Source organism: Streptomyces sp. NPDC003077 (assembly GCF_040611095.1).
GTDB lineage: Bacteria > Actinomycetota > Actinomycetes > Streptomycetales > Streptomycetaceae > Streptomyces.
Window position 1 is genome coordinate 77,260 of sequence record NZ_JBEXNM010000014.1, and the last position, 22,056, is coordinate 99,315.

Here is a 22,056-nt window from a genome sequence, read left to right on the forward strand (position 1 = left end):
GGGGCGCGCAACGGCCGTCCCGTACGTCCCGCGCGTACCGCTGGTATCCGCATGAGGGAGCGCACGGGTGAGTCAGCCGGACATGCAGCCCGAGGGGCCTCCTAGGGAGGACGGCGGGCCGGAACGTGACCGCGCCCGCCACGATCTACCGGGCCGGACGTTCCCGCTCGGCGACTGGGCCGAGCCGGCCGACCGCCTCGATGAGGTGTACCGCTGGGTCGAGGCGGGCGCGCTGCGCGCCATCGACTGGTATCTGCGCGACCGCGTCGCCAAACGCCGCGCCGCGCGGGCGCTGCGGATCGGGGCCGCGGCCGGGGTCGCGGTCGGCGCCCTGCTGCCGCTGTTCGCCCTGACGGGCGTGCTGCCGAGCGGCGCGACCTGGGGTTATCTGGCGCTGCTGGCCGCCGCGGTCTGCGTCGGCAGCGACCGGTTCTTCGGCGTCACCGCCGGTTGGATGCGTGACGTGGCGACCGCGCAGGCGCTTCAACAGCGTCTGGAGACGTTGCAGTTCGACTGGGCGTCGGAGAGCGTGCGCGAGGTCCTGGGCCCGACGGAGGGCACGGCGAGCGAGGCGGCCGAGCGCTGCCTGGGCGTGCTGCGCCGCTTCAACGAGGACGTGGCGGAGCTCGTACGGAACGAGACCGCCGACTGGATGGCGCAGTTTCGCACCGGCACCGCGCCCGTGCCACCGCCGCCCCCGGCGCCGCCGGCCCCACGCTCGGAGAACGCCGGGCCGCCCGGCCGGATCGTGCTGCCACCGGGGACGCGTCCCAACATGCCGCGCCAGCGGCCCCCGGAGCCGCCGCGCTGAGGGGCGACTTTCGGCCAACTCTTGGCGTAGGCAGCGGTTTACGTGGGAGGGCCGCAGTACAGGAGGGCCGGTTCCCGACACGAGCGGGAACCGGCCCTCCTGGCGAGATGGCCCCCGCGCGGGGCCGCACCGCCTCGACTGAATCAGCTGAAGACGATCATCGATCCCTGGCCCAGGCTGCGGGTCGCCGCCGCGTGCAGCCCCAGCCACACGTGCCGCTCCCGGGCGAACGGGCCGTCCTCCATGGGCAGCACGGTCGCGGGCTCCTCCAAGGAGGTGGGGTGGGGCGGCGGCGCGGGCGCGGCGGGGGGACGGGCCGGATCGATGCCGATGGCCGGGCCGACGACCTCCAGTTCCCGCAGGAGCCCGTGCGCTGAGCCCAAGGGGCCGCCGCGTTCGAGCAGTTCGGAGGTGCTGAGCGGGTGCGGGAAGTCCACCGGGACGTACGCGCCCGCGTGGTCGTAGTGCCAGACCAGGTGCGACTGCTGGGCGGTGGCCTCGAACATCTCCAGCAGCTGCTCGTAGTCGCCGCCCAGTTCGTCGACGGGCGTCACGGCCAGGCCGCACAGGTGCAGCAGGTAGGCCCGGCGCAGGAAGTGCAGGGCGTCGTAGTCGAACCCCGCGACCGGCGCGACGTCCCCGGACAGGCCGGGCATGTAGCTGAAGACCGGGACGGGGGGCAGCCCCGCGCCCGTGAGCGCCTCGTCGTAGGCGGCGATCTCTTCGGAGAAGGGGTTGTCGGGGCTGTGGCACAGCACGTCGACGAGGGGGACCAGCCACAGGTCACAGGCCACGGGTGCTCGCTTCCGTTCGGGTGGGGTGTCGGCTCGGTGTGTGGTCGTGCGTACGGCGCGAGGGGGCGGCCGGTGGTCGGGCCAGCGTAATGCGGGAGGGCCCGGGACGGATCCCCTCGGGAGCGCGCGAAACGGCGGCCGGCGGGCCGCGCGCCGGGCGGATACCCGGGACGGGGGCGGGAACACGGGACCCGAGTGCGGCCCGGCACGAAAGCGGAACCGCGCCCCGGCACGCGATCGGTCCGGACAGCGGCCCCGCGCGGGCCGGACCACGGCCCCGCGCGGACGGACCCCGGCCCCGCGCATCCACCGATCAGGCCGCTCCCCCGACCAGCGCGAGGGAGTGCTCGTTGTGCTCGCGGATCAGTTCCTGGGCCGCGCACAGGTCGCTGCGGACCAGCGCGTCGGCCAGCGCCCCGTGCCCGGCCCACAGCCGCCCCCGCAGGTCGGTGTGGCGCCGCAGCAGCGGTACGGCGAAGACCCAGGTCTGGACGCGGACGCGGTCCAGGAAGTCGGTGATGTACGGGTTGCGGACGATGCCGCTCACCTCGCGCCAGAACCGCAGGTCGTAGCCGATGAGGACGTCCAGTTCCCCGGCCCGGGCCGCGCGCTCGGCCTCCTCGCCGCGGCGCCGGACGGAGACCAGCACCTCCGGGGCCGTCGACCGCAGCGCCTCCTCGGCGCCGGAGCGGAAGATGCCCTCGACGATCAGCGTGCGGGCACCGACCATGGCCCGGAAGTCCGCCGCCGTGTAGGCGTGCACGCTGAAACCCCGGTGCTGTTCGACGTCCAGCAGTCCTTGGGCGCACAGGTCGAGCAGCGCCTCGCGGACAGGGGTCGCCGAGACCCCGTACTGGTCGGCGATCTCCTTGACCGTGAACTGGTGGCCCGCCGGGAGCCGCCCCGCCAGCACCTCGTCGCGCAGCGCGTCGGCGATCTGCTGACGCAAGGTGCTGCGCTGTATGACTCCGCTGACTCCGCCGGCGGGCATCGTGTCGGTCTCCTTCAACACTCCGGTGACCGCGTGGCAGAGGAGCGGCCGTCGCCCTCACGATAGGCGAGCGCCTACCCACGCCACACGGCGCGCACACGAAGGGGACATACAGGATGAAACGGGTGGATGCGGGGGCCTGAGACCGTGCCTCACGCCCCTTTTCACGCCCGCGCGTCCCTTCGCGCCCGTATGTATACCCGCTTCCGGGCACGCGCCGTATGCGCCGGAGCGCCCAGGAAGCGGTGGAGTCCGTACTCATGAATGCGCCCGGGCCGTACTCAGGGACGTGTTCGGCCCGTACTCAGAGCACGCTCGGGCGCGTACTCAGAGAACCGGCGCGGACGACCCCGGCCAACCGGCCCCGACTCGCCCCTCATCCGGCGCACCCCTCACCCCGTGTGCGCGTCCGCCACCGTCAGCGCCTCGTCGAGGACGGCCAGCCCCTCCTTGACCTCCTCCTCCGTCACGGTGCAGGGCGGGACGACGTGCGTGCGGTTCATGTTCACGAAGGGCCACAGGCCGCCGCGCTTGCAGGCCGCCGCGAACTCCGCCATCGGCGCGTTGTCGGCGCCCGACGCGTTGTACGGGACCAGCGGCTCGCGCGTCTCCTTGTCCTTCACCAGCTCCAGCGCCCAGAAGACGCCCATGCCGCGCACCTCGCCCACGCTCGGGTGGCGTTCGGCGATCTCCCGCAGCCCCGGCCCGATGACCTTCTCGCCGATCTCGGCGGCGTTCTCCACGATCCGCTCCTCGGCCATCGCGTTGATGGTGGCGACGGCCGAGGCGCAGGCCAGCGGGTGTCCGGAGTAGGTCAGGCCGCCCGGGTAGGGCCGCTGCTCGAAGGTCGCGGCGATCTCGGCGGAGATGGCGACGCCGCCCAGCGGGACGTAGCCGGAGTTGACGCCCTTGGCGAAGGTGAGGAGGTCGGGCGTGACGTCGAAGTGGTCGGCGGCGAACCAGCGGCCCGTCCGCCCGAACCCGGCCATCACCTCGTCCAGGATGAAGACGATGCCGTACCGGTCGCAGATCTCGCGGACGCCCGCCAGATAGCCGGGCGGCGGCACCAGGATGCCCGCCGTGCCGACGACGGTCTCCAGGATGACGGCGGCGATGGAGTGCGGCCCCTCGAAGGCGATGGTGTCCTCAAGGTGTCGCAGCGCCCGGGTGCACTCTTCCTCCTCGGTGGTGGCGTGGAAGGCCGAGCGGTACAGGAACGGCCCCCAGAAGTGCACCACCCCGGCGGAGGCGGTGTCGGAGGCCCAGCGGCGCGGGTCGCCGGTGAGGTTGATCGCGGCGGCGGTGGCCCCGTGGTACGAGCGGTACGCCGACATCACCTTGGGACGGCCGGTGTGCAACCGCGCCATACGGACGGCGTTCTCCACAGCCTCGGCACCGCCGTTGGTGAAGAAGATCTTGTCCAGGTCACCCGGGGTGCGCTCGGCGACCAGCCGCGCCGCCTCCGACCGCACGTCCACCGCGAACCCCGGGGCGACGGTGCACAGTTTCGCCGCCTGCTCCTGGATGGCGGCGACGACCTTCGGGTGCTGATGCCCGATGTTGGTGTTGACCAGCTGGGACGTGAAGTCGAGGTAGCGGTTGCCGTCGTAGTCCCAGAAGTAGGAGCCCTCGGCGCCGGCCACCGCCAGCGGGTCGATGAGCCCCTGGGCCGACCAGGAGTGGAAGACGTGCGCGCGGTCGGCCGCCTTCACGGCGGCACCGGTGGCGGGGTCGGGTTGCCTGCTGGTCACGGTCACTACCTCGAATCGCTCGGGGCCGCCGGGATCACCAATCCGGCGGGGGCTTTCAGCCTAGAGATCACGGAACGCTCACCGGTACCGACAGTCTGTATGGCGCTCACCGCGCCCACGGACAGTCTGTCCACGCGCGCGGCGAGCCCCTGTACGAACCTCCAGACCGCCCGGCGGCCGTGCTCACACCCCCGCGACGGCCCTCGGGAAGACCGCGCGCAGCGCCGGACGCTCCGGCGCGTCGGCGGCGAGGAGGCCGGGCCGCAGCGCCCCCAGCCCCATCCGGTACGTGCCGAATGCGGCGGGCCGCAACCCGTGTTCCCGCAGCAGCCCATGCGCGTCCGAGGGCGGCCCGGTCGAACCGTCCGCCTCCTGGCCGCTCCTGACGCGGACGAGCACCAGGCCGCCATCGGAGCGCACGGCCTCGCCCGTCTCCGGATCGCGGCAGGTGATCCCCGCGTCACAGGTCACGCGCTGCCCCTCGGCCACGAAGGTCACCCGTTGCCGTTCCGCCTCCAGGGTCGGCCTCAGCGCGGGCGCGGATTCCTGCCCGCCGTGCGCCCGCAGCGCCGCCGTGAGGGCGTCTCGCGGCCCGTCGTCCAGCGCCGTGGCCCCCGGCGCCAGCGGCAACCGCTCCACGACCGTGCCTCCCGGCCGCCTGACCTTGATCTCCAACTGGCGCGCCCCCGTGTCCTCGTAGGACCGCTCCCGCACGGCCAGCCGCCCGCCGCCGACGTCCGCCCCATCATGGAAGAACCGCAGGTCACAGGTGTCGTAGTACACGGAACGGGCGCGCGGCCAGCGGCGTCCGTTGACGCACAGCACGGCCGGCGCCCCGCCCTTGCGGCGGGGATCGGTCAGCCGTTCCGCGAACTCCCGGAAGACCTCGACGGGCACGAGGTAACCGGCGTCGGACCGGCTGTGCCGCGCGGCGTGAAGCCGCGGATCGGACAAGGGGACGGGCCGGGCCGCCATGGCGGCGCGGGACAGGGCTCGTACGGCGGGAATCACTCGGTCTCCTTCGACACGGAGGGGGACGGGGACGGGTGATCGTGCGGGATCCGTACGGCGCGCGGCGGGGCGTTGTGCGCCCTATGTGCCGTGTGCGCGCCGCGTTTGCGTGCGGTGCGTGGTGCGGTTGTTACGAGTAGTACGCACAGCAGGAACGTTTGGTTCCGGGAAACGGAAAGGAAAGTCCGCCAAGTGCGGTCGCGTGGCCGGAAACAGACGTACGCGGGGTGGCACGACATCCCGTGCCACCCCGCGTATCCGCGCGCGTCGATCAGTTCAGCTTCGGCCCGTGGACGGGCTTGCGGCACTCCGGCGTGTCGGTGGCGGCCGTCGTCACGGGCTCGTCGTCGAGCGCGAAGCAGAGCTGCGCATGCAGTACCTCCGCCTCGGCCGGGCTCAGCCGCAGATCCACATCGGCGTCGTACCGGCCCTCGTTCCGCAGCCACAGCCGGATGGCGAGGCTGCCGTCCGCCTGCCGCAGAACAGGCACGTTCGGGGTGCGGCTGATCCGCAGGCCGCGCGGTGCGTCCATCATGCGGCCACCCCCGCCGCGGGCATCCCGATGGTGTGCCCGTGGATCACCCACGGGCCGATGTCGATCCCGTCGAGCGCGAGGGCGAGGGCTCGTCGGCGGGCTTGTTGTTCGTGGGCCAGGAGGTAGGGGCGGACGAGGGGGGTGGGTGGGTCGATGGTCGGGGGGCCGAAGGGGTCGGGGCGGCGAGCGCCGGTGCGGAGTTGCGGGGCGGACGGCTTGGTGATCCGTCGTTCCATACGGGCGGACGGATGCGTGAGACGGCACCACTTGAGGCCGAGCAGGGTGAGGATGCGGGTGAGTGTTCGTTTGAGGACGAACCCGATAACGTGGCTCATGTTGACGCTCCAGCTAAGCGTTGGCCATGCCCCGGGGTGTTCGTAGCACCGCCGGGGCGCACTTTTTCCGATTCAACTCTGTCTTGGCTGCACAGAGTTAAAAGGCTCGCGGCCAACGTAGCCCCGCATGGCTCGCTAAACAACATGTGATTTGACGCCGCTAGATATTGGCATATGCCAGCGATCAGGAACGTAAAAAATGGCCCGCTCCCTGTCAAGGAGAGGGCCACCGCACGAAGCGAGGCGTTCTAAATCGAGCCGTCGATTCCTCCCGCATAAATGTTCGCCAGGAACCCACGCATCTGTTCCTGAGTCATCGCGATAACCACCTCCGGCTCCTCACTCTCCCGCAATGCGATGCCACTGTGGTACGCGGCGATTTCGAGGCAGTTGGTGCCGTCGGCATCCGTCGAGTACGAGGACTTGCGCCACTGAATGTGCACGTTCTTCCACGCCTTCATACTTGGTGCGCCACTTCACGGATGAAGTCCCGCGAGGGCCCGGGAGCAAGAGATCGTTCCTCGGTACGGTCCAGAACAGTCCGGTAGTTGGCAAGATGCGTCTCCGCATGGAGGAAAACCGAACCTACCGGTGTGTCCGTCTGAACGGTATCGAGCTGCGGCACCGGCCCTGACACGTAGAGGGTCGAGCTTCCAGCGCTTGGGAACCCACCGATGGCGAACGGCACGACCCGGATAGTTATGTGCTCACGCTCGGACTGATCCAGAAGGTGTTGGAGCTGGGCTTTCGCCACAGCCCGGCCGCCGAACTGCATCCGCAGCGCCGCCTCGTGGATCAAGAAGACGCACTCTGGAGGCTTCTCACGGTCAAGAACCTCCCGGCGCCGCATGCGGTAGGCAAGTCGCTGGTCCAAGTCCCGGGCGCTCAGGGCAGGAACCGCCTCCTCGAAGACGGCCCGCGCGTAGTCCTCGTGCTGGAGGAGCCCCGGGACGTGCGTGATCTGCACAGACCTGAACGCGTGCCCGTAATGCTCCACTTCCGCGAGATCGAGAGCGTCAGCGACGACGATGCCTCGGTACTCGTCCCACCAGTACGGACCACGCTGCCTGGCCATCTCCGCGAGCGCGTCGATGTACGCGCCGTCAGGACATGAGTAATTCGCCGACCACACGCGAACCCGATCCGCGCTCACACCCGACCTGGCCGACTCGGTGTTGCTGACCGTGGTCCGGTCGGTCCGATGCATCGCTGCCGCCTCATTGATGGACAGCCCGACATGCTCGCGCATTTTCCGAAGCTCGGCTCCCAGCCGTCGCTGTCGCTCCGTCGAAGGCTTCCTCGCCGCCATCAGCCTCCCCCAACAGCCATACCCCGAACGGAGGGACCCGCCGGGCAGAAGGTCGTCATGGCGCACAGCGTAACCACGCGAACACGCACGCGTGAGCGGTTGGGTCCAGATCGGCGCACGCGGTGACGAGTGCACCGTTTCCCTTCGCCTCACACCACCCGCGACGGACCGAGCTCGCCGAATTCAACCTCCGGGACGTGGCCGACCGGCCGTAGATTCACGCCAGCGATCCGCAGGCCCGGACGCTCAACGAAAAGTGCGACCCACACACCGAAACGGAAGGGGCGCCCATCGTTGTCCGTCAGGGTGAAGTCACCTTCCATCGTCACCACCTAAACGGACTCTGCCGACGACCCCGCTTCGGGCCCCTGCAGGGCTTTGACGACGGCATCCCGCGTGGTCGCCACGGCCCGGATGTTCCTGGGGCCGGGCTCACCGTGCCGACGGGACCAGTCCTCAGCCAATGCGCGCAGGGCAGGGACGTCGCCACCGGGGAACACCTCTTGCGGCATGCCACTGACGCTACCGCGCGGCAGGCTTCCTCGTCCCGACGCCCTTATTTACCGCCGGTTTACGGCAGGTTTGCGCAGGATGAGCCCGTACACCTTCATTCCGCTGCAAGGTGCGTGAGAGGGGACCAGCGATGCGTACCTCCATAATTCCGGCCTTAGCCGGTATGCCGGTCCCCGGACATCTGGGCTGACGGGCGATGGTCACCCCCTCCCTCGCCCGCACGCCGAAGCCGGTCCCTCCGAAGCCCGCCTGGGAGCCCGAGCCGCCATTCCGGCCCCTTTTCGGGCTGCGGCCGACCATCCGGATACGGCTCACGCTGCTGTACGGCGGCATGTTCCTGATGGCCGGCGTGCTGCTGCTCGCGATCATCTACACGCTGGCCACCAAGGCCCTGAAGGACGGCATCCCGTCGTTCAGCGTCTACGGCAACGAGATCAGCATCAGCGGCGTCAACTGCCCGGCGCTGTCCTCGTCCGGCACCGTGCGCGAGGTCAACAACGCCATCAACGACTGCATCGCGCGGCAGCGCGGCGTGGCCCTGCACAGCCTGCTGAATCGTTCGCTGCTGGCGTTGGTGGGGCTGACGGTGGTGGCGTTCGCGTTCGGGTACGCGATGGCGGGGCGGGTGCTCTCGCCGCTGGGGCGGATCACGCGGACCGCGCAGCGGGTGGCGGGCTCGGACCTGCACCGCCGTATCGAGCTGGGCGGTCCGGACGACGAGCTCAAGGAGCTGGCGGACACCTTCGACGAGATGCTGGACCGGCTGGACCGGGCCTTCGACTCCCAGCAGCGGTTCGTGGCCAACGCCTCGCACGAGCTGCGCACCCCCCTGGCCATCAACCGCACGCTGCTGGAGGTGCAGCTCGCCGACCCCGGCGCGTCGCCGGAGGTGACCCAGCTGGGCAAGACGCTGCTGGCCACCAACGAGCGCAGCGAGCAGCTCGTGGAGGGGCTGTTGCTGCTGGCGCGCAGCGAGAACAAGATCGTGGACAAGAAGCCGGTGGACCTGGCCGAGGTGGCCTCCCAGGCGGTGGAGCAGACCCGGGGGGAGGCCCAGGCCAAGGGCGTGGAGCTGCGCGGCGCCCGCAAGCAGGTCTTCGTCCAGGGCAACGGGGTGCTGCTGGAGCGCATAGCCCTCAACCTCGTCCAGAACGCGGTGCGCTACAACGTCGCGGAGGGCGGCTGGGTGGAGGTCACCACCGAGCCGGGCGCCGGGTGCGCGGTGCTGGTGGTCTCCAACACCGGCCCCGTCGTCCCCGCCTACGAGGTGGAGAACCTCTTCGAGCCGTTCCGCCGGCTGCGCACCGAGCGGACCGGCAGCGACAAGGGGGTGGGCCTGGGCCTGTCCATCGTCCGCTCGGTGGTCCGCGCCCACGACGGCACCATCACCGCCGAGCCCCGCGAGGGCGGCGGCCTGCACATGCGGGTCGTCCTGCCCCTGTAAGGCCCGGGGAGGGCACCGGAGGTGCGCCGTACGGCCCGGGTGCGGCGTCGGCACCCTGGCAGGCACGATCAACCATCGTGGCGCTGTTACCAGTCGGTGAGATCCACCGTGCGGGAGCAGTGCGGATCGGAAGCGTCCTCCGCCTTGCGCTCGTCCTCCGTGATCAGAGAGGGCAGCGCCGCGAGCAACGCGGTGACGGCACCGGACGTCCGCACGTCTGCGGCAGTGGTGTCCGGCGCGTCGTCCGTATCGAGGTAGAGACGCAGCCGGTCTTCGCCGGTGAACAGGAATCCGCGCAACCGCGTGCTGGGCCTTTCCGGGACGAAGGGGTAGGCAATGGTGCGCAGAATTTGCAGCGCTTTATCCTCTGCTGTCGAGGCGGTCGGGGCCACATCCGCGAGTTCGACATGGACAAGCTTCATGCCCATCACCGTTCCGATGCGGCTGCTCGGGTAGAAGTGTGTGCCCGTAAGCAGAGTGCGCAGGATTCCGGTGATGTCGTATGCCGTCAGCAGGTCGCTGTCGCCGCGCAGGGGGATCTCGTAAGCGATCAGTTCCTCCGGGGCGCAGGCGCCCACGGGACCGGTGACAATACGAATGGCTCCGGCGGCCGGCGACACCGGGAGAACGCCCCGGATGTGCTGGTCACCGGCGAGGGGGGCGTGAATGTGGTGGAGCAGCAGGCGGGTGATGTCCGCCTGCTGCTCGGCGATCTCTTCGTCCATGGGTGTCACTGATTGATCCAGTCGGGGCACTTGGTCTTGCGTTGGCAGTAGGCGGTGATGACGCCTATTTTTTGCCCGTGTCCCGCGTCGTACTCGTTGTCAGCGCTCTTCTGAGAGTACTGGACGATGACAATGATTCTGACGTGGCGACCGTTGTTGATGGCGTCAGCCCAGTACTCCAGCCGATTTCCTTTCTTCTTGTCGACTTTATCGGAGATGGCGCTGTTGACGGCCTTGCACGTCTTGATGTTGTGACGACCGGAGAAATGGTTTCAGCCGAGCACGGTGTTGCCGAAGCGCGTGGGAATCTTCCGGCCGGCCGGGTCCGTCTGCTGGCACTTAACTCTTTTGTTCCAGCCAGGCTCCGCCTGCGCCGGGGTGGTGGCGCCGACGATGAGTGCGGTTGTGGCGATGGCTGCTGCCGTTACGGTTGCGACCTTCTCCATGACTGAACTATGACAGGGGTTATCGGGAGTCACGTGTGTTTTGCGGCAGTTGACGACAAGGGCAGCGCCCACGGCGGGCGCTCCCTGTTCACCTTCCTGATCAAGCTATGGCCGCCCACCCCACGCCCCGGACACACGACGGCGGCCGCCCCCTGTACCGGGGCGGCCGCCGTCGTACGTGCCTCAGCGGGTCAGCTCAGGAACGAGTTGATCTCGATCGTCTCGTCGCGGCCGGGGCCCACGCCGATGGCGGAGATCGGGGCGCCCGACATCTCCTCCAGGGCCTTCACGTAGTTCTGCGCGTTCTTCGGCAGGTCGGAGAAGGTCTTGGCCTTGGTGATGTCCTCGGACCAGCCCGGCAGCGTCTCGTAGATCGGCTTCGCGTGGTGGAAGTCGGTCTGGCTGTAGGGCAGCTCCTCGACGCGCTTGCCGTCGATCTCGTACGCGACGCAGACGGGGATCTGCTCCCAGCCGGTGAGCACGTCGAGCTTGGTCAGGAAGAAGTCGGTGAGGCCGTTGACGCGCGTGGCGTAACGGGCGATCACCGCGTCGAACCAGCCGCAGCGGCGGTCGCGGCCGGTGGTCACACCGCGCTCGCCGCCGATGGTGCGCAGCGCCTCGCCGTCCTTGTCGAACAGCTCGGTCGGGAACGGACCGGCGCCCACGCGGGTGGTGTACGCCTTCAGGATGCCGATGACCCGGTTGATCTTCGTCGGGCCCACGCCCGCGCCCGTGCAGGCGCCGCCCGCGGTCGGGTTCGAGGAGGTGACGAACGGGTACGTGCCGTGGTCCACGTCCAGGAGGGTGCCCTGGCCGCCCTCGAAGAGGACGACCTTGCCCTCGTCGATGGCGTTGTTGAGGATCAGGGTGGTGTCGGCGACGTAGTCCTTGATCTGGTCCGCGTAGCCGAGCATCTCCTCCACGACCTGGTCCGCGACGATCACGCGGCGGTTGTAGAGCTTGGCCAGGATCTGGTTCTTGAAGTCGAGGGCCGCCTCGACCTTCTGGTGCAGGATCGACTCGTCGAAGAGGTCCTGGACCCGGATACCGGTCCGGTTGATCTTGTCGGCGTAGGTCGGGCCGATGCCGCGGCCGGTCGTACCGATCTTGCGCTTGCCGAGGAAGCGCTCGGTGACCTTGTCGACGGTGATGTTGTAGGGCGTGATCAGGTGCGCGTTACCGCTGATCAGCAGCTTGGACGTGTCAACGCCGCGGTCGTTCAGTCCGCTCAGCTCGGAGAGCAGGACCGCCGGGTCCACGACGACGCCGTTGCCGATCACCGGGGTGCACCCTGGCGAGAGGATGCCGGAAGGGAGAAGGTGCAGCGCGTATTTCTGGTCGCCTACGACAACCGTGTGACCGGCGTTGTTGCCGCCCTGGTAACGCACTACGTAATCGACGGACCCACCGAGCAGGTCGGTGGCCTTTCCCTTGCCCTCATCACCCCACTGAGCACCGAGCAGCACAAGTGCGGGCACAGGCGTACACCCCTTCCGGGCGGGGCATGTCCAACGTGCGTGATGCGTACTCCGTACGTACGACATCGCTAGAGCCGTCGAACCGGTGCCCCGGATAGACGAAGCCCCTGGCGCAACAGCGACAGGGGCTCTTGCACCGAGAGATTACCTGAGGAAGGACCGAGGTGTCGGCTCCAGAGCCCGCCGGGCGCTCACTGCTGGTGGTCATCGACCCGGTCGCCCGCACCACGGACGGCGAGTCCGTGCGGATCGCGCGGGACGTGCTGTCCGCGGGCGCGAGCACGAAGATCTGCCTTCCGGACACGCCGGAGGAGTTCGCGCGGGCGCTCGCCCGCCGCGGCCATCGCCGCCCCGTGGTGATCGGGGACGACCGGGCGCTGCTGCGGGCCGTCGAGCTGCTGCACAGGGAACGGGAGCTGTCCCAGGTGGCGCTGTCGGTGGTCCCGGTGGGCGCGCCGGGGGCGGTCGCGCTGGCGCGGGCGCTGGGCGTCCCGACGGACGCGGTCTCCGCCGCGCGGACGGTCCTGGACGGCACCGAGCACCGGATGGACCTGCTGCTGGACGACCGGGACGGCATCGTGCTGGGCGGGCTGCTGCTGCCGTCCGAGGCGGCGCCCGGGGCGGCCGGCGACCGGCCGTGGTGGGTGGCGGACGCCCGTCCCCCTCGGACCGCTCGTACGGACCGCTCGCCGCTGGCGCGGCTGGCGGCGTCGGCCACCGCCCGGCTCGGTGACGTGCTGCGGCTGGTCCGGTCCTCCCCGGGGGCCGCCGCCTGCCGGGCGCGGCGCGAGCGGACGCCCGTCCACCGGCTGCGCGTGGAGGCGGACGGCGTGGTCCTGGCCGACCTGGACCAGCCCGTGCGGCGGGTGTCGGTGGTGCCGGCCGCCCGTTCGCCGCAGGCGGGGCCGGGGGCGGCGGTGGCCGGGGAGGTGACGGGCGGGCCGGGGGCGGCGGTGACCGAAGACGTGACGGGCGGGCCGCGCGGGGGCGCGTCGCCGCGCGCCGGGGCGGCGGGGCGGGGGCCGGATGGGAGCGGACGGTCGGGCGGGAGCGGACGGCTGGGCGGAGACGGGCGGTCGGGTGGGGACGGGCGGTCGAGCGGGGACGGGCGGTCGGGTGAGGGGCAGGGCCGGACGGAGGACGCGGGGGATCTTGATGCGCGGACTCCGGCCGATGCCGCGACCAGCGGTGGGTACGCCGAGGTGGTGGTGCACTGGCAGGCGCCGGCGGCGCATCCGGTGCGCACCCGGGCGCGGGCGGTGACGGTGTCGGGGTCGGACTTCCGCTACCGGGCGGATGTGGTGGTCGGCGGGCCGGTCCGGACGCGTACGTGGACGGTGCAGCCGGGGGCGTGGCGGTTGACGCTGCCGCGGAGGTGAGGGGGCGTCTTACGGGCGGGTGGTTTCCGTGTTGGGCTTACGCGCGGGCGGGTCGCGGACGGGTCCGCGTGTGGCCTTACGCGCGGGCGGGCTCCCGTGTGGCCTTACGCACGGGCGTCTTACGCGCGGGCGGGGTCCTCGCGGCGGTTGGTCGGCCCGACACGTCCGTGGGCTTCGTCGCGTCCGTGGGCGTCGTCGCCTCCGTGGGCCTCGTCGCCTTCGCGGGCGTCATCGCCTCCGTATGCCCCCCGGTCGCGTTCCGGCGTTCCGCCGTTCAGCGCGGGGGCGGGCGACGTACCCGGGTCGGCCGCGTCCGGCGTCGGCTCGTCCGATGGCCGCTGATCCGGCCGCTCCGCCCCGTGCCCCGAGGCGTATCGCGCGCGGAGTTCGTCGCGGTGGGCGCGCCAGCGGTCCATCATTCCGGCCAGCTCGTTTTCCAGGAACTCGAAGTACGCGAGCGTCTCGCCGACCCGGCGGCCGGCCGGGGTGTCGTCGCCGAGTATGGCGATGCCCTCGCGGAGGGTGGCCTCCCAGCGGGCCATGATGCTGTCCCGCTGCGTCAGCGACTCGTGCCACTGGTCGCTGCGCACGCGGTAGCGGTCGCGCCGGGAGCCGGGCTCGCGCTCGCGGATGACCATGTTGACGCGCGTGAGGTAGCTGATCGCGCCGGAGACGGCCGCCGGGCTGATCCGGAGCCGTTCGCCGAGGTCGGCCGAGGTGAGGACGCCGGAGTCCGACGCGAGCAGGGCGGCGAAGACGCGTGAGGGCATCCGCGGCATCCCGGCCTCGGCCAGTTGCGCGGCGAACTGCTCGACGAACCGCGAGACCTCCTCGGTGCCCTGCTGTCCCTGTGCCTGCTCGCTCATGACGTCATCATCTCCCCTGCTCCAGTGCCCGCCCAGATTTTATCGCTTTCTTAACTTCACAAGATTGTGAAAACAGTGTAGCTTCAAAAACATGACCAAGGCCATCTCCGTGTCCGGTCTCCACAAGTCCTTCGGCCGGACACACGCGCTGGACGGCCTCGACCTGGCTGTCGAGGCCGGGGAGGTACACGGCTTCCTCGGCCCCAACGGGGCCGGGAAGTCCACGACGATCCGGGTTCTGCTGGGCCTGCTGCGCGCCGATCGCGGCGCGGCCCAGCTCATGGGGAAGGACCCCTGGCGCGACGCGGTGTCGCTGCACCGCCGCATCGCCTACGTGCCCGGTGACGTCACCCTGTGGCGCAACCTCTCCGGCGGCGAGGTCATCGACCTGTTCGGCCGCCTGCGCGGCGGCCTGGACCGCCACCGCCGGGACACCCTGCTCGAACGCTTCGAGCTGGACCCCACCAAGAAGGGCCGCACCTACTCCAAGGGCAACCGCCAAAAGGTCGCCCTGGTCGCCGCCTTCGCCTCCGACGTGGACCTGCTGATCCTGGACGAGCCCACCTCGGGCCTGGACCCGCTGATGGAGGAGGTCTTCCAGACGTGCGTCGCCGAGGAGCGGGAACGCGGGCGCACCGTCCTGCTCTCCAGCCACGTCCTGTCGGAGGTCGAGGCGCTGTGCGACCGCGTCAGCATCATCCGCAAGGGCCGCACCGTCGAGTCCGGCTCCCTCGCCGACCTGCGCCACCTGACGCGTACGAGCGTGACCGCCGAGCTGGCCGCCGCGCCCAACGGGCTGTCCCGCCTGCCGGGCGTGCACGACCTGGACGTGCAAGGGCGCCGGGTCCGCCTCCAGGTGGACACCGACAAGCTCGACGCGGTGCTCCGCTCGCTCACCACCTCCGGCGTCCGCTCGCTGACCAGCACGCCGCCGACGCTGGAGGAGCTGTTCCTGCGGCATTACCAGGACGATGTCCGGGACGGCCTCCGGGACGGCGTCCGGGACGACACCCGCGACGGTGACGCGCGGGACGGGCGCTACGGGGGTGCGTCCGGGGGCGGCGATACGGCTCGGTCCGGCGACATGGCCAGCCGGGCGTCCGGCTCAGGCCGGGGCCCGGGCCGGGGCGACCGCGCCTCGGAAGGGGTGAGGCCGCGATGACCGCCGTCGCCACGCACCCCGCCACCGTTCGGGGCGGTGCCGCCCACCTGGCCGGCACGGCTTCGCTGCTGCGCCTGGCGCTGCGCCGGGATCGCCTCATGATTCCGGCGTGGGTGCTGGTCATGGGCTTCTCGCTGGTGAGCGTGGGGTCCTCGCTGCAAGCCCTGTACGACACCGACGCCAAGCGCGCCGAGCTGGCGCACTCCATGGCCGGCAACGGCTCGCTGCGCGCGCTGTACGGGCCGGTGTTCAGCGACTCCCTGGGCGGGCTGGTCGCCTGGCGGGTGGGCGGGTTCGCGGCGGTGCTGGCGGGCGTGATGAGCCTGCTCATCGTCGTACGGCACACCCGCGAGGAAGAGGAGGCCGGACGGCAGGAGCTGCTGTCGGCCGCCATGGTCGGGCGGCGCGCCCCGCTCACGGCCGGGCTGCTGGCCGCGCTGACGGCCAACGCCGGGCTCGCCCTGATCATCACGGCGGGCCTGACGGCCGCCGGCCGCCCGCTGCCCGGCTCGTTGGCGCTGGGCCTGGGCATCGGTGGCACCGGTCTGCTGTTCGCGGGCGTGGCGGCGATCGCCGCCCAGCTCACCGAGAGCGCCCGGGCCGCGAAGGGGCTGACGGGCGCGGTGCTGGGCCTGGCGTTCGTGCTGCGCGCCGCGGGCGACGCGGCCGGTCAGGACGGGTCCTCCCCGCTCACCTGGATATCCCCGCTCGGCTGGGCCGAGCACATACGCCCCTACGCGGGCGAGCGCTGGTGGGCGGCCGGGCTGCTCCTCGCGGGCACGGCGCTCGCGGTCGGGGCCGCCTACACCCTCACCGCCCGCCGGGACCTGGGCATGAGCTTCATACCGGCCCGGCCCGGTCCGGCCCGCGCGTCCGGCTGGCTCGGCGGCGTCTTCGGCCTGGCCTGGCGGCTGCAGCGCGCCACGGTGCTGGGCTGGGTGCTCGGCTTCGCCTTCGCCGGTGCCGTGTTCGGCGGGATAGCCGACGGCGCGGCCGACCTGGTCGGCGGCAATCGCCGGACCCGCGAGATCATCGAGCGCATGGGCGGACAGCAGGGCCTGTCCGAAGCCTTCCTGGCCACGATGATCGGCCTGCTGGGCATGGTCGCCGCCGTCTACGCCACGGGCTCGGTGCTGCGGCTGCGCGGCGAGGAGACCGGTGACCGGGCGGAGCCGGTGCTCGCCACGGCGGTCGGACGGCTGCGCTGGGCGGCGAGCCACCTGGTGCTCGCCTTCCTGGGCACGGCCGCCGTGATGGCCGTGGGCGGTACGGCGCTGGGCATCGGGTACGGCATCGCGGTGGAGGACGTGGCCGGGCAGCTCGGGCCGGTGGTCGGCGCCGCGCTGGCGCAGGTGGCGGCGATATGGGTGCTGACCGGCTTCGCGGTCCTGCTGTTCGGCGTGCTGCCGCGGGCGACGCCCGCCGCCTGGGCCGCCGTGGGCGTCTCGCTGGCCATCGGCTGGATGGGCCCCGCGCTGAAGCTGCCGCAGGCGGCCATGGACCTCTCGCCGTTCTCCCACCTCCCCAAGCTGCCGGGGCAGGAGGCGCACGCCACGCCGTTCCTGTGGCTGCTGGCCCTCGCGGCCCTCTTCGTCGGTGTGGGGCTGGCGGGGTTGCGGCGGCGGGACATGGGGTGATGCGCGGCGGTCGTGAGGCGAGGCGTACGCGCGTCGCGAGTGGAGTTCCACGCCCACCGCGGGACGCGACGCCCGTGCACCGCGAGGCCGTTCATCCCCAGAGCGTCGAACTTATCCACAGGGTGTGGACAGTTGTGTGGGTAGAGCCTCAACTGACGTGTGGCAGGGTGCACATAGCCGCGCACCGGGCGGCCCCACGCTCGTGGCCCCGTACGCCCCGCCCCTCAGCGTAATGATCACGGCTGTGGGGAGTCCCCGCGGCCACACCGCACCCACAGCTCCCCCACCCCCGAAAGGCCACCGGCTCACACCTCCACCACCAACTCCGCCACCCCTCGCAGGACGAAGCTCGGCCTCCACCGCGGTTCGCGGACCAGCCGCAGGCCGGGGGCATGCCGGAGCAAGGCGCCGAAGACGGCGGACAGTTCGAGGCGGGCCAGCGGGGCGCCCAGGCAGTAGTGGATGCCGGCGCCGAGGGCGACGTGGGGATTGTCGGCGCGGGCAAGGTCCAGGGTGTCGGCGTGGGCGAAGCGGGACTCGTCCCGGTTGGCGGAGCCGAAGAGGAGGGCGACCTCCGAGCCGCGCGGGATGGCCGTCCCGTCGATCTCGATGTCGTCCAGGACCCAGCGGGCGAAGAGCTGGTGCGGGGCGGTGAACCGCATCAACTCCTCGACGGTGGTGGGGAGCAGCGACGGATCGGCGCGCAGCGCGGCCAGTTGGGGCGGGTGCTGGAACAGGGCCCACCAGCCGTTGCCGGTGGTCAGGACCGTGGCCTCGTGGCCCGCGTTCAGGAGCAGGACACAGGTGGAGATCATCTCCTGTTCACTGAGTCGACCGTCCTCGTCATGGGCCGCGATCAGGGCGCTGATCAGGTCCTCACCGGGGCTCGTACGCCGCCGCGCGATCAACTCCCGTAAGTACGCCGAGAACTCGACGGACGCGCGGACGGCGCGCCTGGCCGCCTCCTCGGTCGCGTTCAGCTCGTACATCCCGCAGATGTCCGCCGACCAGGGGCGCAGGAGTGCCCGGTCGTCCGGTGGGATGCCGAGCAGTTCGGCGATCACCGCGACCGGGAGCGGTTCGGCCACCGCCGTGACGAGGTCGCCGCCGCCGGAGGCGACGAAACGCCGGACGAGGCCGTCGGCCAGCCGCTCGACCGACGGCGCCAGCCGGGCCACCGTCTGGGGCGTGAACGCCTTCGCGACCAGTCGGCGGACGCGGGGGTGGTCGGGCGGCTCCAGCTCCAGCATCCCGTTGTCGTTCAGGAGGTGGAACGGCTCATGGGCGGCGGGGGGCGGCGTGCGGCCGAACTCCTCGTGGGTGAAGCGGTGCAGGTAGGTACGGCCCAGCCGACGGTCCCGGAGCAGGGCGGTGACGTCCTCGTACCGAGGGATGAGCCACTGCCTGGTGGGGGCGTAGTAGTGCGCACGGCCGCTTTTCCGTAAGCGGGCGTACGCCGGGTATGGATTCGCGACGAACGATTGCTTCCACGGAGTGAAGGCATCCACAGCGGCGTCGTCAGCACTCATGCTCTGGGAGAGTACTCCGGCGACCAGGGGCGCGTGAGTGCGGCATTCCATGGTCGTGACGGCCGGCGGTCCGATCCGGACGCGAAATGAGTGTGGTTGTATGCGAGGGGGAGTGGGCACAACCACCGCGAGCGGCGATGGCGGCGCTGAGGGGCCCCACGCCGCGTAATTGCGCCCTTGGGGCGGGCGGAGGTATCTCTCGTGAATATCAGGGAACCACGCAGGGCGGAACGCGTTATTCGAACCATCGGCTACGTCCTCATGGCCGGAGCCGGTTGCACATTGGTGAGCCTGGTCCTGACTCTGGTACCGGGCCTGAGGTCGGCAGGCAGCGGAAACGCCGGTCAGGCGTACGGCGCGGCAGCGTCCTCCAGCGCGGTGCTGGTGCTGTTCTACATGGCGAAGACGCTCAGCCTGCAACGCACCGAGACCTCGCTGCAGCGGGAAGAACTGTCGCTGGCACGTGAGGAAATGCGCCTGCAGCGCGTCGAATTGTCTCTTCAACGGGAGGAAATGCGGCGATCGGCCGGTGAGCTGCACCGCAGCGCGGAAGCCGATCTCCGGCGACTCCACATGCAGTTGCTCAAAATGAGCATCGAGGATCCCGATTTGGCCGCGGTGTGGCCCGACTACGCACCCGGCATGCCGTTCAGGACCAACCGGCAATATCTCTACGCGAATCTCATCTACTCGCACCTGCTGCTGGTCCACCGGCTGGAAATGATGAACGACCGGGAAATCCTCGGGCACCTGCGCTACATCACCGCCACGCCGATATTCCGCGGCTACTGGGAATCGGCGCGAACGATGCGGGACGATCTCGACCCCGCGTCGCACGAGCGACGCTTCGCGGACCTCGTCGACGAAGCACTCATACAGGCGGACGCGCAAGCCGGTTCCGTCGTCGTCACCCGATAGTGCCAACGAGCCGTGACCTTTTCGGGTCCGGCTCGTTCGCGCTGCATGTCTATCGCCATCACGCGGCGCCTCGGCGCCACTCCGCAGGAACGCGGCAGTCTCGGCAACGGAAGCTGCCCGGACCTCTTCGAGCTGAGCGACGGCCGGATCGCCGTCATCGGTACGGACATGACCAGCGAACTCGACCCGGCACTCCCGTCGGACGCCCGGCGCGCCGACTACGAACGGATCGTCGTGATCACCCGGGACACCCTGTTGCGCGCCAAGGAGGACATCGCCGCCATGTGAGGAACCGGTCCTTCGCCAAGAGGTGAAGGGTCCGGCCGGCCGGGGGCGTGGGCCGGGACCCACCCCATCCCCCGGCCGCCCCCTCACCCGCTGATCACCCGCTCGGCGTCACCAGCCGGGCCTCGTACGCGAAGACCGCCGCCTGAGTGCGGTCCCGCAGTCCCAGCTTCACCAGAATGCGGCTGACGTGCGTCTTCACCGTCGACTCGGCCACCACCAGGTGCTCGGCGATCTCCCCGTTCGACAGGCCCTGCGCGACCAGCACCAGGACCTCGGTCTCCCGCTCGGTGAGGTCGCCGATGCGTTCCTGCGCGGGCGGGCGGGGCGCGCCGAGCTTGGAGAACTCCGAGATCAGCCGCTTGGTGACGGTCGGCGCGAGCAGCGCCTCGCCGGACGCCACGATCCGCACCCCCTCGGCGAGCTGCCCGGCCGAGGCGTCCTTGAGCAGGAAGCCGCTCGCTCCGGACCGGAGCGCCTGGTACACGTACTCGTCCAGATCGAACGTGGTCAGGACGAGCACCTTGGCGTCGGCGTCGGCGGCGACGATCTCGCGCGTCGCCTCCAGGCCGTTCATCTCGGGCATCCGGATGTCCATCAGGACCACGTCCGGACGCAGTTCGGAAACCTTGCGCACCGCCTCGCGGCCGTTCACCGCCTCGCCGACGACCTCGATGTCCGGCATCGCGTTCAGCAGGACGGAGAACCCCTCGCGGACCATCACCTGATCGTCGACGATCATCACCCGGATCACGCCGCCTCCCCCGCCGTGGCCGCCACCGGGATGAAGGCCGCGACCTCGAAGCCGCCGTCCTCGGTGGGCTCGGCGGTCATCTCGCCGCCCAGCATCTGCACCCGTTCCCGCATGCCCAGCAGCCCGTGCCCGGCCCCCGGCGAGGGCTTGGCCAGCCGGCTCGGGGCGCCGTTGACGATCCGCAGCCCGAGCCCGCCGAGCACGTAGGAGATCTCCACCCGCGCCTCGGCGCCCGGCGCGTGCCGCAGCGTGTTGCTCAGCGCCTCCTGCACGATGCGGTACGCGGACAGCTCCACGCCCTGCGGCAGCGGCCGGGCCGCGCCCGTGACCACCGCTTCGACGGTCAGCCCGGCGCCGCGCACGCTGCCGAGCAGCGATTCCAGGTCGGCCAGCGTGGGCTGGGGCGCTTCGGGGGCGGCGTCGGCGAACGCGTCCGGGTCCTCGGAACGGACGACGCCCAGGATGCGGCGCAGCTCGGTCAGCGCGGCCACCGCGTTCTCGCGGATGGTGGCGAACGAGGTGGCCAGCTCGGGCGGGGTGTCCTTGACCCGGTACGGGGCGGCCTCGGCCTGGATGGCGATGACGGACATGTGGTGGGCCACCACGTCGTGCAGCTCGCGGGCGATGGTCGCGCGCTCCTCCAGCAGCGTGCGGCGGGAGCGTTCCTCGGCGGTGACGGTCTCGGTCTCCACGACGTGCTGCCGCTCCTGGCGCCAGGCGCGGATCGCGGCGGCGGTGATCAGGAGGATGCCGGAGACCACCGCGAGGGGCCCCAGAGCACGGTCCACCTCCCCGGACGGCACCGCCACGACCGTCCCGACGACCACGCTGACCAGCCACATCTCCAGCGCCAGCCGCGGCCGGGTGCGCAGCACGACCAGCGTCATCACGAGGATGTTCGTGACCGCGCCGTAGCCGTCGTACGAGTTGCCGAACGGGGCCGCCAGTGAGATCAGCATCCCCAGGACGAGGACGGCCACCGAGAGCCAGAAGGCCCCCACCGGCCGGAACAAGGTGAGCGCGATGGGCGTGGAGATCAGCAGGCCGAAGATCAGGCTCAGCAGCGTGCCGATCGTCCCGTCCGAGTACGTCGAGCCGGCGGTCACCAGGAAGACGAACGCCGCCAGCCCGCACACGATGGTGTGCGGCGCCCAGCGCAGCCCACGCCGCAACCGGGACGGGAACCGCCAGCCCGCCGCCGCCATCCGCGAGCCGTCCACAGGTGGCAGCGGATGGAAGACGAAGGCACCGGTGATCAAATCCTGCCGGAACCGGTTGATCACTCCATGGGCGATCCGGGCCTCCGTATCCAGCCCGGTCGACCCGCTCCCGCTGTTCCGTCGCGTCGCGCCGTCCGACCACGCACCACCGGCCGACCGCTTC

The 22,056-nt window shown here is 70.9% G+C and carries 22 protein-coding genes and 1 pseudogene; 7 read left to right on the forward strand and 16 right to left on the reverse strand.

The features are described 5' to 3' along the window. The first annotated feature begins 67 nt into the window (after window positions 1-67). On the forward strand, window positions 68-811 hold the full coding sequence (locus tag ABZX96_RS12715) for an SLATT domain-containing protein (protein ID WP_355542294.1): 744 nt from the start codon (window positions 68-70) through the stop codon (window positions 809-811). Window positions 812-954: 143 nt separating this feature from the next. Here ABZX96_RS12715 and ABZX96_RS12720 read toward each other — a convergent pair whose 3' ends face one another. From ABZX96_RS12720 to ABZX96_RS12760, 9 genes are all read right to left on the reverse strand, one after another. Then, a complete protein-coding gene (locus ABZX96_RS12720) occupies window positions 955-1,605 on the reverse strand; it encodes a hypothetical protein (protein WP_355542297.1) in 651 nt (216 codons plus the stop codon). Window positions 1,606-1,918: 313 nt separating this feature from the next. Continuing rightward, window positions 1,919-2,596: a GntR family transcriptional regulator gene (locus ABZX96_RS12725; protein WP_355542300.1), complete on the reverse strand. Its 678-nt coding sequence runs from the start codon at window positions 2,594-2,596 to the stop codon at window positions 1,919-1,921. A 392-nt stretch (window positions 2,597-2,988) separates the two neighbouring features. Beyond that, window positions 2,989-4,347, reverse strand: a complete 1,359-nt coding sequence (locus tag ABZX96_RS12730) for an aspartate aminotransferase family protein (RefSeq protein WP_355542303.1) — start codon at window positions 4,345-4,347, stop codon at window positions 2,989-2,991. 183 nt (window positions 4,348-4,530) lie between these two features. After that, complete coding sequence (locus ABZX96_RS12735) at window positions 4,531-5,358, reverse strand: VTC domain-containing protein (protein WP_355542306.1); 828 nt, start codon at window positions 5,356-5,358, stop codon at window positions 4,531-4,533. 271 nt (window positions 5,359-5,629) lie between these two features. Beyond that, window positions 5,630-5,893, reverse strand: coding sequence for a hypothetical protein (locus ABZX96_RS12740; RefSeq protein ID WP_355542309.1), 264 nt, complete (start codon window positions 5,891-5,893; stop codon window positions 5,630-5,632). Continuing rightward, the gene (locus tag ABZX96_RS12745) at window positions 5,890-6,228 is read right to left on the reverse strand and encodes a hypothetical protein (protein WP_355542312.1); all 339 of its coding nucleotides are present in this window, start codon (window positions 6,226-6,228) and stop codon (window positions 5,890-5,892) included. The genes ABZX96_RS12740 and ABZX96_RS12745 overlap by 4 nt, the downstream gene beginning before the upstream one ends. 248 nt (window positions 6,229-6,476) lie before the next feature. Further along, window positions 6,477-6,689: a DUF397 domain-containing protein gene (locus ABZX96_RS12750; RefSeq protein ID WP_355542315.1), complete on the reverse strand. Its 213-nt coding sequence runs from the start codon at window positions 6,687-6,689 to the stop codon at window positions 6,477-6,479. Beyond that, on the reverse strand, window positions 6,686-7,537 hold the full coding sequence (locus tag ABZX96_RS12755) for a Scr1 family TA system antitoxin-like transcriptional regulator (RefSeq protein ID WP_355542318.1): 852 nt from the start codon (window positions 7,535-7,537) through the stop codon (window positions 6,686-6,688). Before ABZX96_RS12755 ends, ABZX96_RS12750 begins: the two co-directional genes overlap by 4 nt. A 149-nt stretch (window positions 7,538-7,686) precedes the next feature. Then, entirely contained in the window at window positions 7,687-7,869 is a 183-nt protein-coding gene (locus tag ABZX96_RS12760; protein ID WP_355542321.1) for a hypothetical protein, read from the reverse strand. A gap of 377 nt (window positions 7,870-8,246) precedes the next feature. Here ABZX96_RS12760 and ABZX96_RS12765 point away from each other — a divergent pair, with 377 nt between their 5' ends. After that, entirely contained in the window at window positions 8,247-9,494 is a 1,248-nt protein-coding gene (locus tag ABZX96_RS12765; protein WP_355542324.1) for a HAMP domain-containing sensor histidine kinase, read from the forward strand. A gap of 86 nt (window positions 9,495-9,580) precedes the next feature. Here the strand turns inward: ABZX96_RS12765 and ABZX96_RS12770 are convergent, their stop codons facing one another. The 3 genes from ABZX96_RS12770 to ABZX96_RS12780 form a co-directional block, all read right to left on the reverse strand. Then, window positions 9,581-10,219, reverse strand: a complete 639-nt coding sequence (locus ABZX96_RS12770) for a hypothetical protein (RefSeq protein ID WP_355542327.1) — start codon at window positions 10,217-10,219, stop codon at window positions 9,581-9,583. Window positions 10,220-10,491: 272 nt separating this feature from the next. Further along, window positions 10,492-10,665 (reverse strand): hypothetical protein, encoded by a 174-nt coding sequence (locus ABZX96_RS12775; RefSeq protein WP_355542330.1) that lies wholly within the window; start codon window positions 10,663-10,665, stop codon window positions 10,492-10,494. A 191-nt stretch (window positions 10,666-10,856) separates the two neighbouring features. Further along, a complete protein-coding gene (locus tag ABZX96_RS12780; protein WP_355542333.1) occupies window positions 10,857-12,143 on the reverse strand; it encodes an adenylosuccinate synthase in 1,287 nt (428 codons plus the stop codon). 164 nt (window positions 12,144-12,307) lie between these two features. On the opposite strand from ABZX96_RS12780, the gene ABZX96_RS12785 reads away from it, so the two are divergent. Further along, on the forward strand, window positions 12,308-13,522 hold the full coding sequence (locus ABZX96_RS12785; RefSeq protein WP_355542336.1) for a diacylglycerol kinase family protein: 1,215 nt from the start codon (window positions 12,308-12,310) through the stop codon (window positions 13,520-13,522). A 383-nt stretch (window positions 13,523-13,905) separates the two neighbouring features. Here ABZX96_RS12785 and ABZX96_RS12790 read toward each other — a convergent pair. Next, window positions 13,906-14,388 (reverse strand): annotated as a pseudogene (locus ABZX96_RS12790) (MarR family transcriptional regulator); the annotation flags it as partial. A 91-nt stretch (window positions 14,389-14,479) separates the two neighbouring features. Between ABZX96_RS12790 and ABZX96_RS12795 the strand changes: the two are divergent. Together ABZX96_RS12795 and ABZX96_RS12800 are read left to right on the forward strand one after the other, a co-directional pair. Beyond that, the gene (locus ABZX96_RS12795; protein WP_355542339.1) at window positions 14,480-15,550 is read left to right on the forward strand and encodes an ABC transporter ATP-binding protein; all 1,071 of its coding nucleotides are present in this window, start codon (window positions 14,480-14,482) and stop codon (window positions 15,548-15,550) included. Next, the gene (locus ABZX96_RS12800; RefSeq protein WP_355542342.1) at window positions 15,547-17,187 is read left to right on the forward strand and encodes an ABC transporter permease; all 1,641 of its coding nucleotides are present in this window, start codon (window positions 15,547-15,549) and stop codon (window positions 17,185-17,187) included. Before ABZX96_RS12795 ends, ABZX96_RS12800 begins: the two co-directional genes overlap by 4 nt. A 305-nt stretch (window positions 17,188-17,492) precedes the next feature. Here the strand turns inward: ABZX96_RS12800 and ABZX96_RS12805 are convergent, their stop codons facing one another. Next, window positions 17,493-18,716 (reverse strand): cytochrome P450, encoded by a 1,224-nt coding sequence (locus ABZX96_RS12805; RefSeq protein WP_355542345.1) that lies wholly within the window; start codon window positions 18,714-18,716, stop codon window positions 17,493-17,495. Window positions 18,717-18,917: 201 nt separating this feature from the next. On the opposite strand from ABZX96_RS12805, the gene ABZX96_RS12810 reads away from it, so the two are divergent. Further along, on the forward strand, window positions 18,918-19,634 hold the full coding sequence (locus tag ABZX96_RS12810) for a DUF6082 family protein (protein WP_355542347.1): 717 nt from the start codon (window positions 18,918-18,920) through the stop codon (window positions 19,632-19,634). 45 nt (window positions 19,635-19,679) lie between these two features. After that, a complete protein-coding gene (locus tag ABZX96_RS12815; RefSeq protein ID WP_355542350.1) occupies window positions 19,680-19,922 on the forward strand; it encodes a hypothetical protein in 243 nt (80 codons plus the stop codon). A gap of 94 nt (window positions 19,923-20,016) precedes the next feature. Here ABZX96_RS12815 and ABZX96_RS12820 read toward each other — a convergent pair whose 3' ends face one another. Then, window positions 20,017-20,661, reverse strand: coding sequence for a response regulator transcription factor (locus ABZX96_RS12820; RefSeq protein WP_355542492.1), 645 nt, complete (start codon window positions 20,659-20,661; stop codon window positions 20,017-20,019). 8 nt (window positions 20,662-20,669) lie between these two features. Continuing rightward, window positions 20,670-21,968 carry a histidine kinase gene (locus ABZX96_RS12825; RefSeq protein ID WP_355542495.1) on the reverse strand — a complete coding sequence of 433 codons (1,299 nt, stop codon included), beginning with the start codon at window positions 21,966-21,968 and terminating at the stop codon, window positions 20,670-20,672. Window positions 21,969-22,056 lie beyond the last annotated feature (88 nt).

Coding starts and splice junctions, on each gene's coding strand:
- ABZX96_RS12725 (WP_355542300.1), bottom strand. CDS start 2,596: ATGCCCGCCGGCGGAGTCAGCGGAGTCATACAGCGCAGCACCTTGCGT.
- ABZX96_RS12740 (WP_355542309.1), bottom strand. CDS start 5,893: ATGATGGACGCACCGCGCGGCCTGCGGATCAGCCGCACCCCGAACGTG.
- ABZX96_RS12745 (WP_355542312.1), bottom strand. CDS start 6,228: ATGAGCCACGTTATCGGGTTCGTCCTCAAACGAACACTCACCCGCATC.
- ABZX96_RS12750 (WP_355542315.1), bottom strand. CDS start 6,689: ATGAAGGCGTGGAAGAACGTGCACATTCAGTGGCGCAAGTCCTCGTAC.
- ABZX96_RS12755 (WP_355542318.1), bottom strand. CDS start 7,537: ATGGCGGCGAGGAAGCCTTCGACGGAGCGACAGCGACGGCTGGGAGCC.
- ABZX96_RS12765 (WP_355542324.1), top strand. CDS start 8,247: ATGGTCACCCCCTCCCTCGCCCGCACGCCGAAGCCGGTCCCTCCGAAG.
- ABZX96_RS12770 (WP_355542327.1), bottom strand. CDS start 10,219: ATGGACGAAGAGATCGCCGAGCAGCAGGCGGACATCACCCGCCTGCTG.
- ABZX96_RS12775 (WP_355542330.1), bottom strand. CDS start 10,665: ATGGAGAAGGTCGCAACCGTAACGGCAGCAGCCATCGCCACAACCGCA.
- ABZX96_RS12795 (WP_355542339.1), top strand. CDS start 14,480: ATGACCAAGGCCATCTCCGTGTCCGGTCTCCACAAGTCCTTCGGCCGG.
- ABZX96_RS12800 (WP_355542342.1), top strand. CDS start 15,547: ATGACCGCCGTCGCCACGCACCCCGCCACCGTTCGGGGCGGTGCCGCC.
- ABZX96_RS12805 (WP_355542345.1), bottom strand. CDS start 18,716: ATGAGTGCTGACGACGCCGCTGTGGATGCCTTCACTCCGTGGAAGCAA.
- ABZX96_RS12815 (WP_355542350.1), top strand. CDS start 19,680: ATGTCTATCGCCATCACGCGGCGCCTCGGCGCCACTCCGCAGGAACGC.
- ABZX96_RS12820 (WP_355542492.1), bottom strand. CDS start 20,661: ATGATCGTCGACGATCAGGTGATGGTCCGCGAGGGGTTCTCCGTCCTG.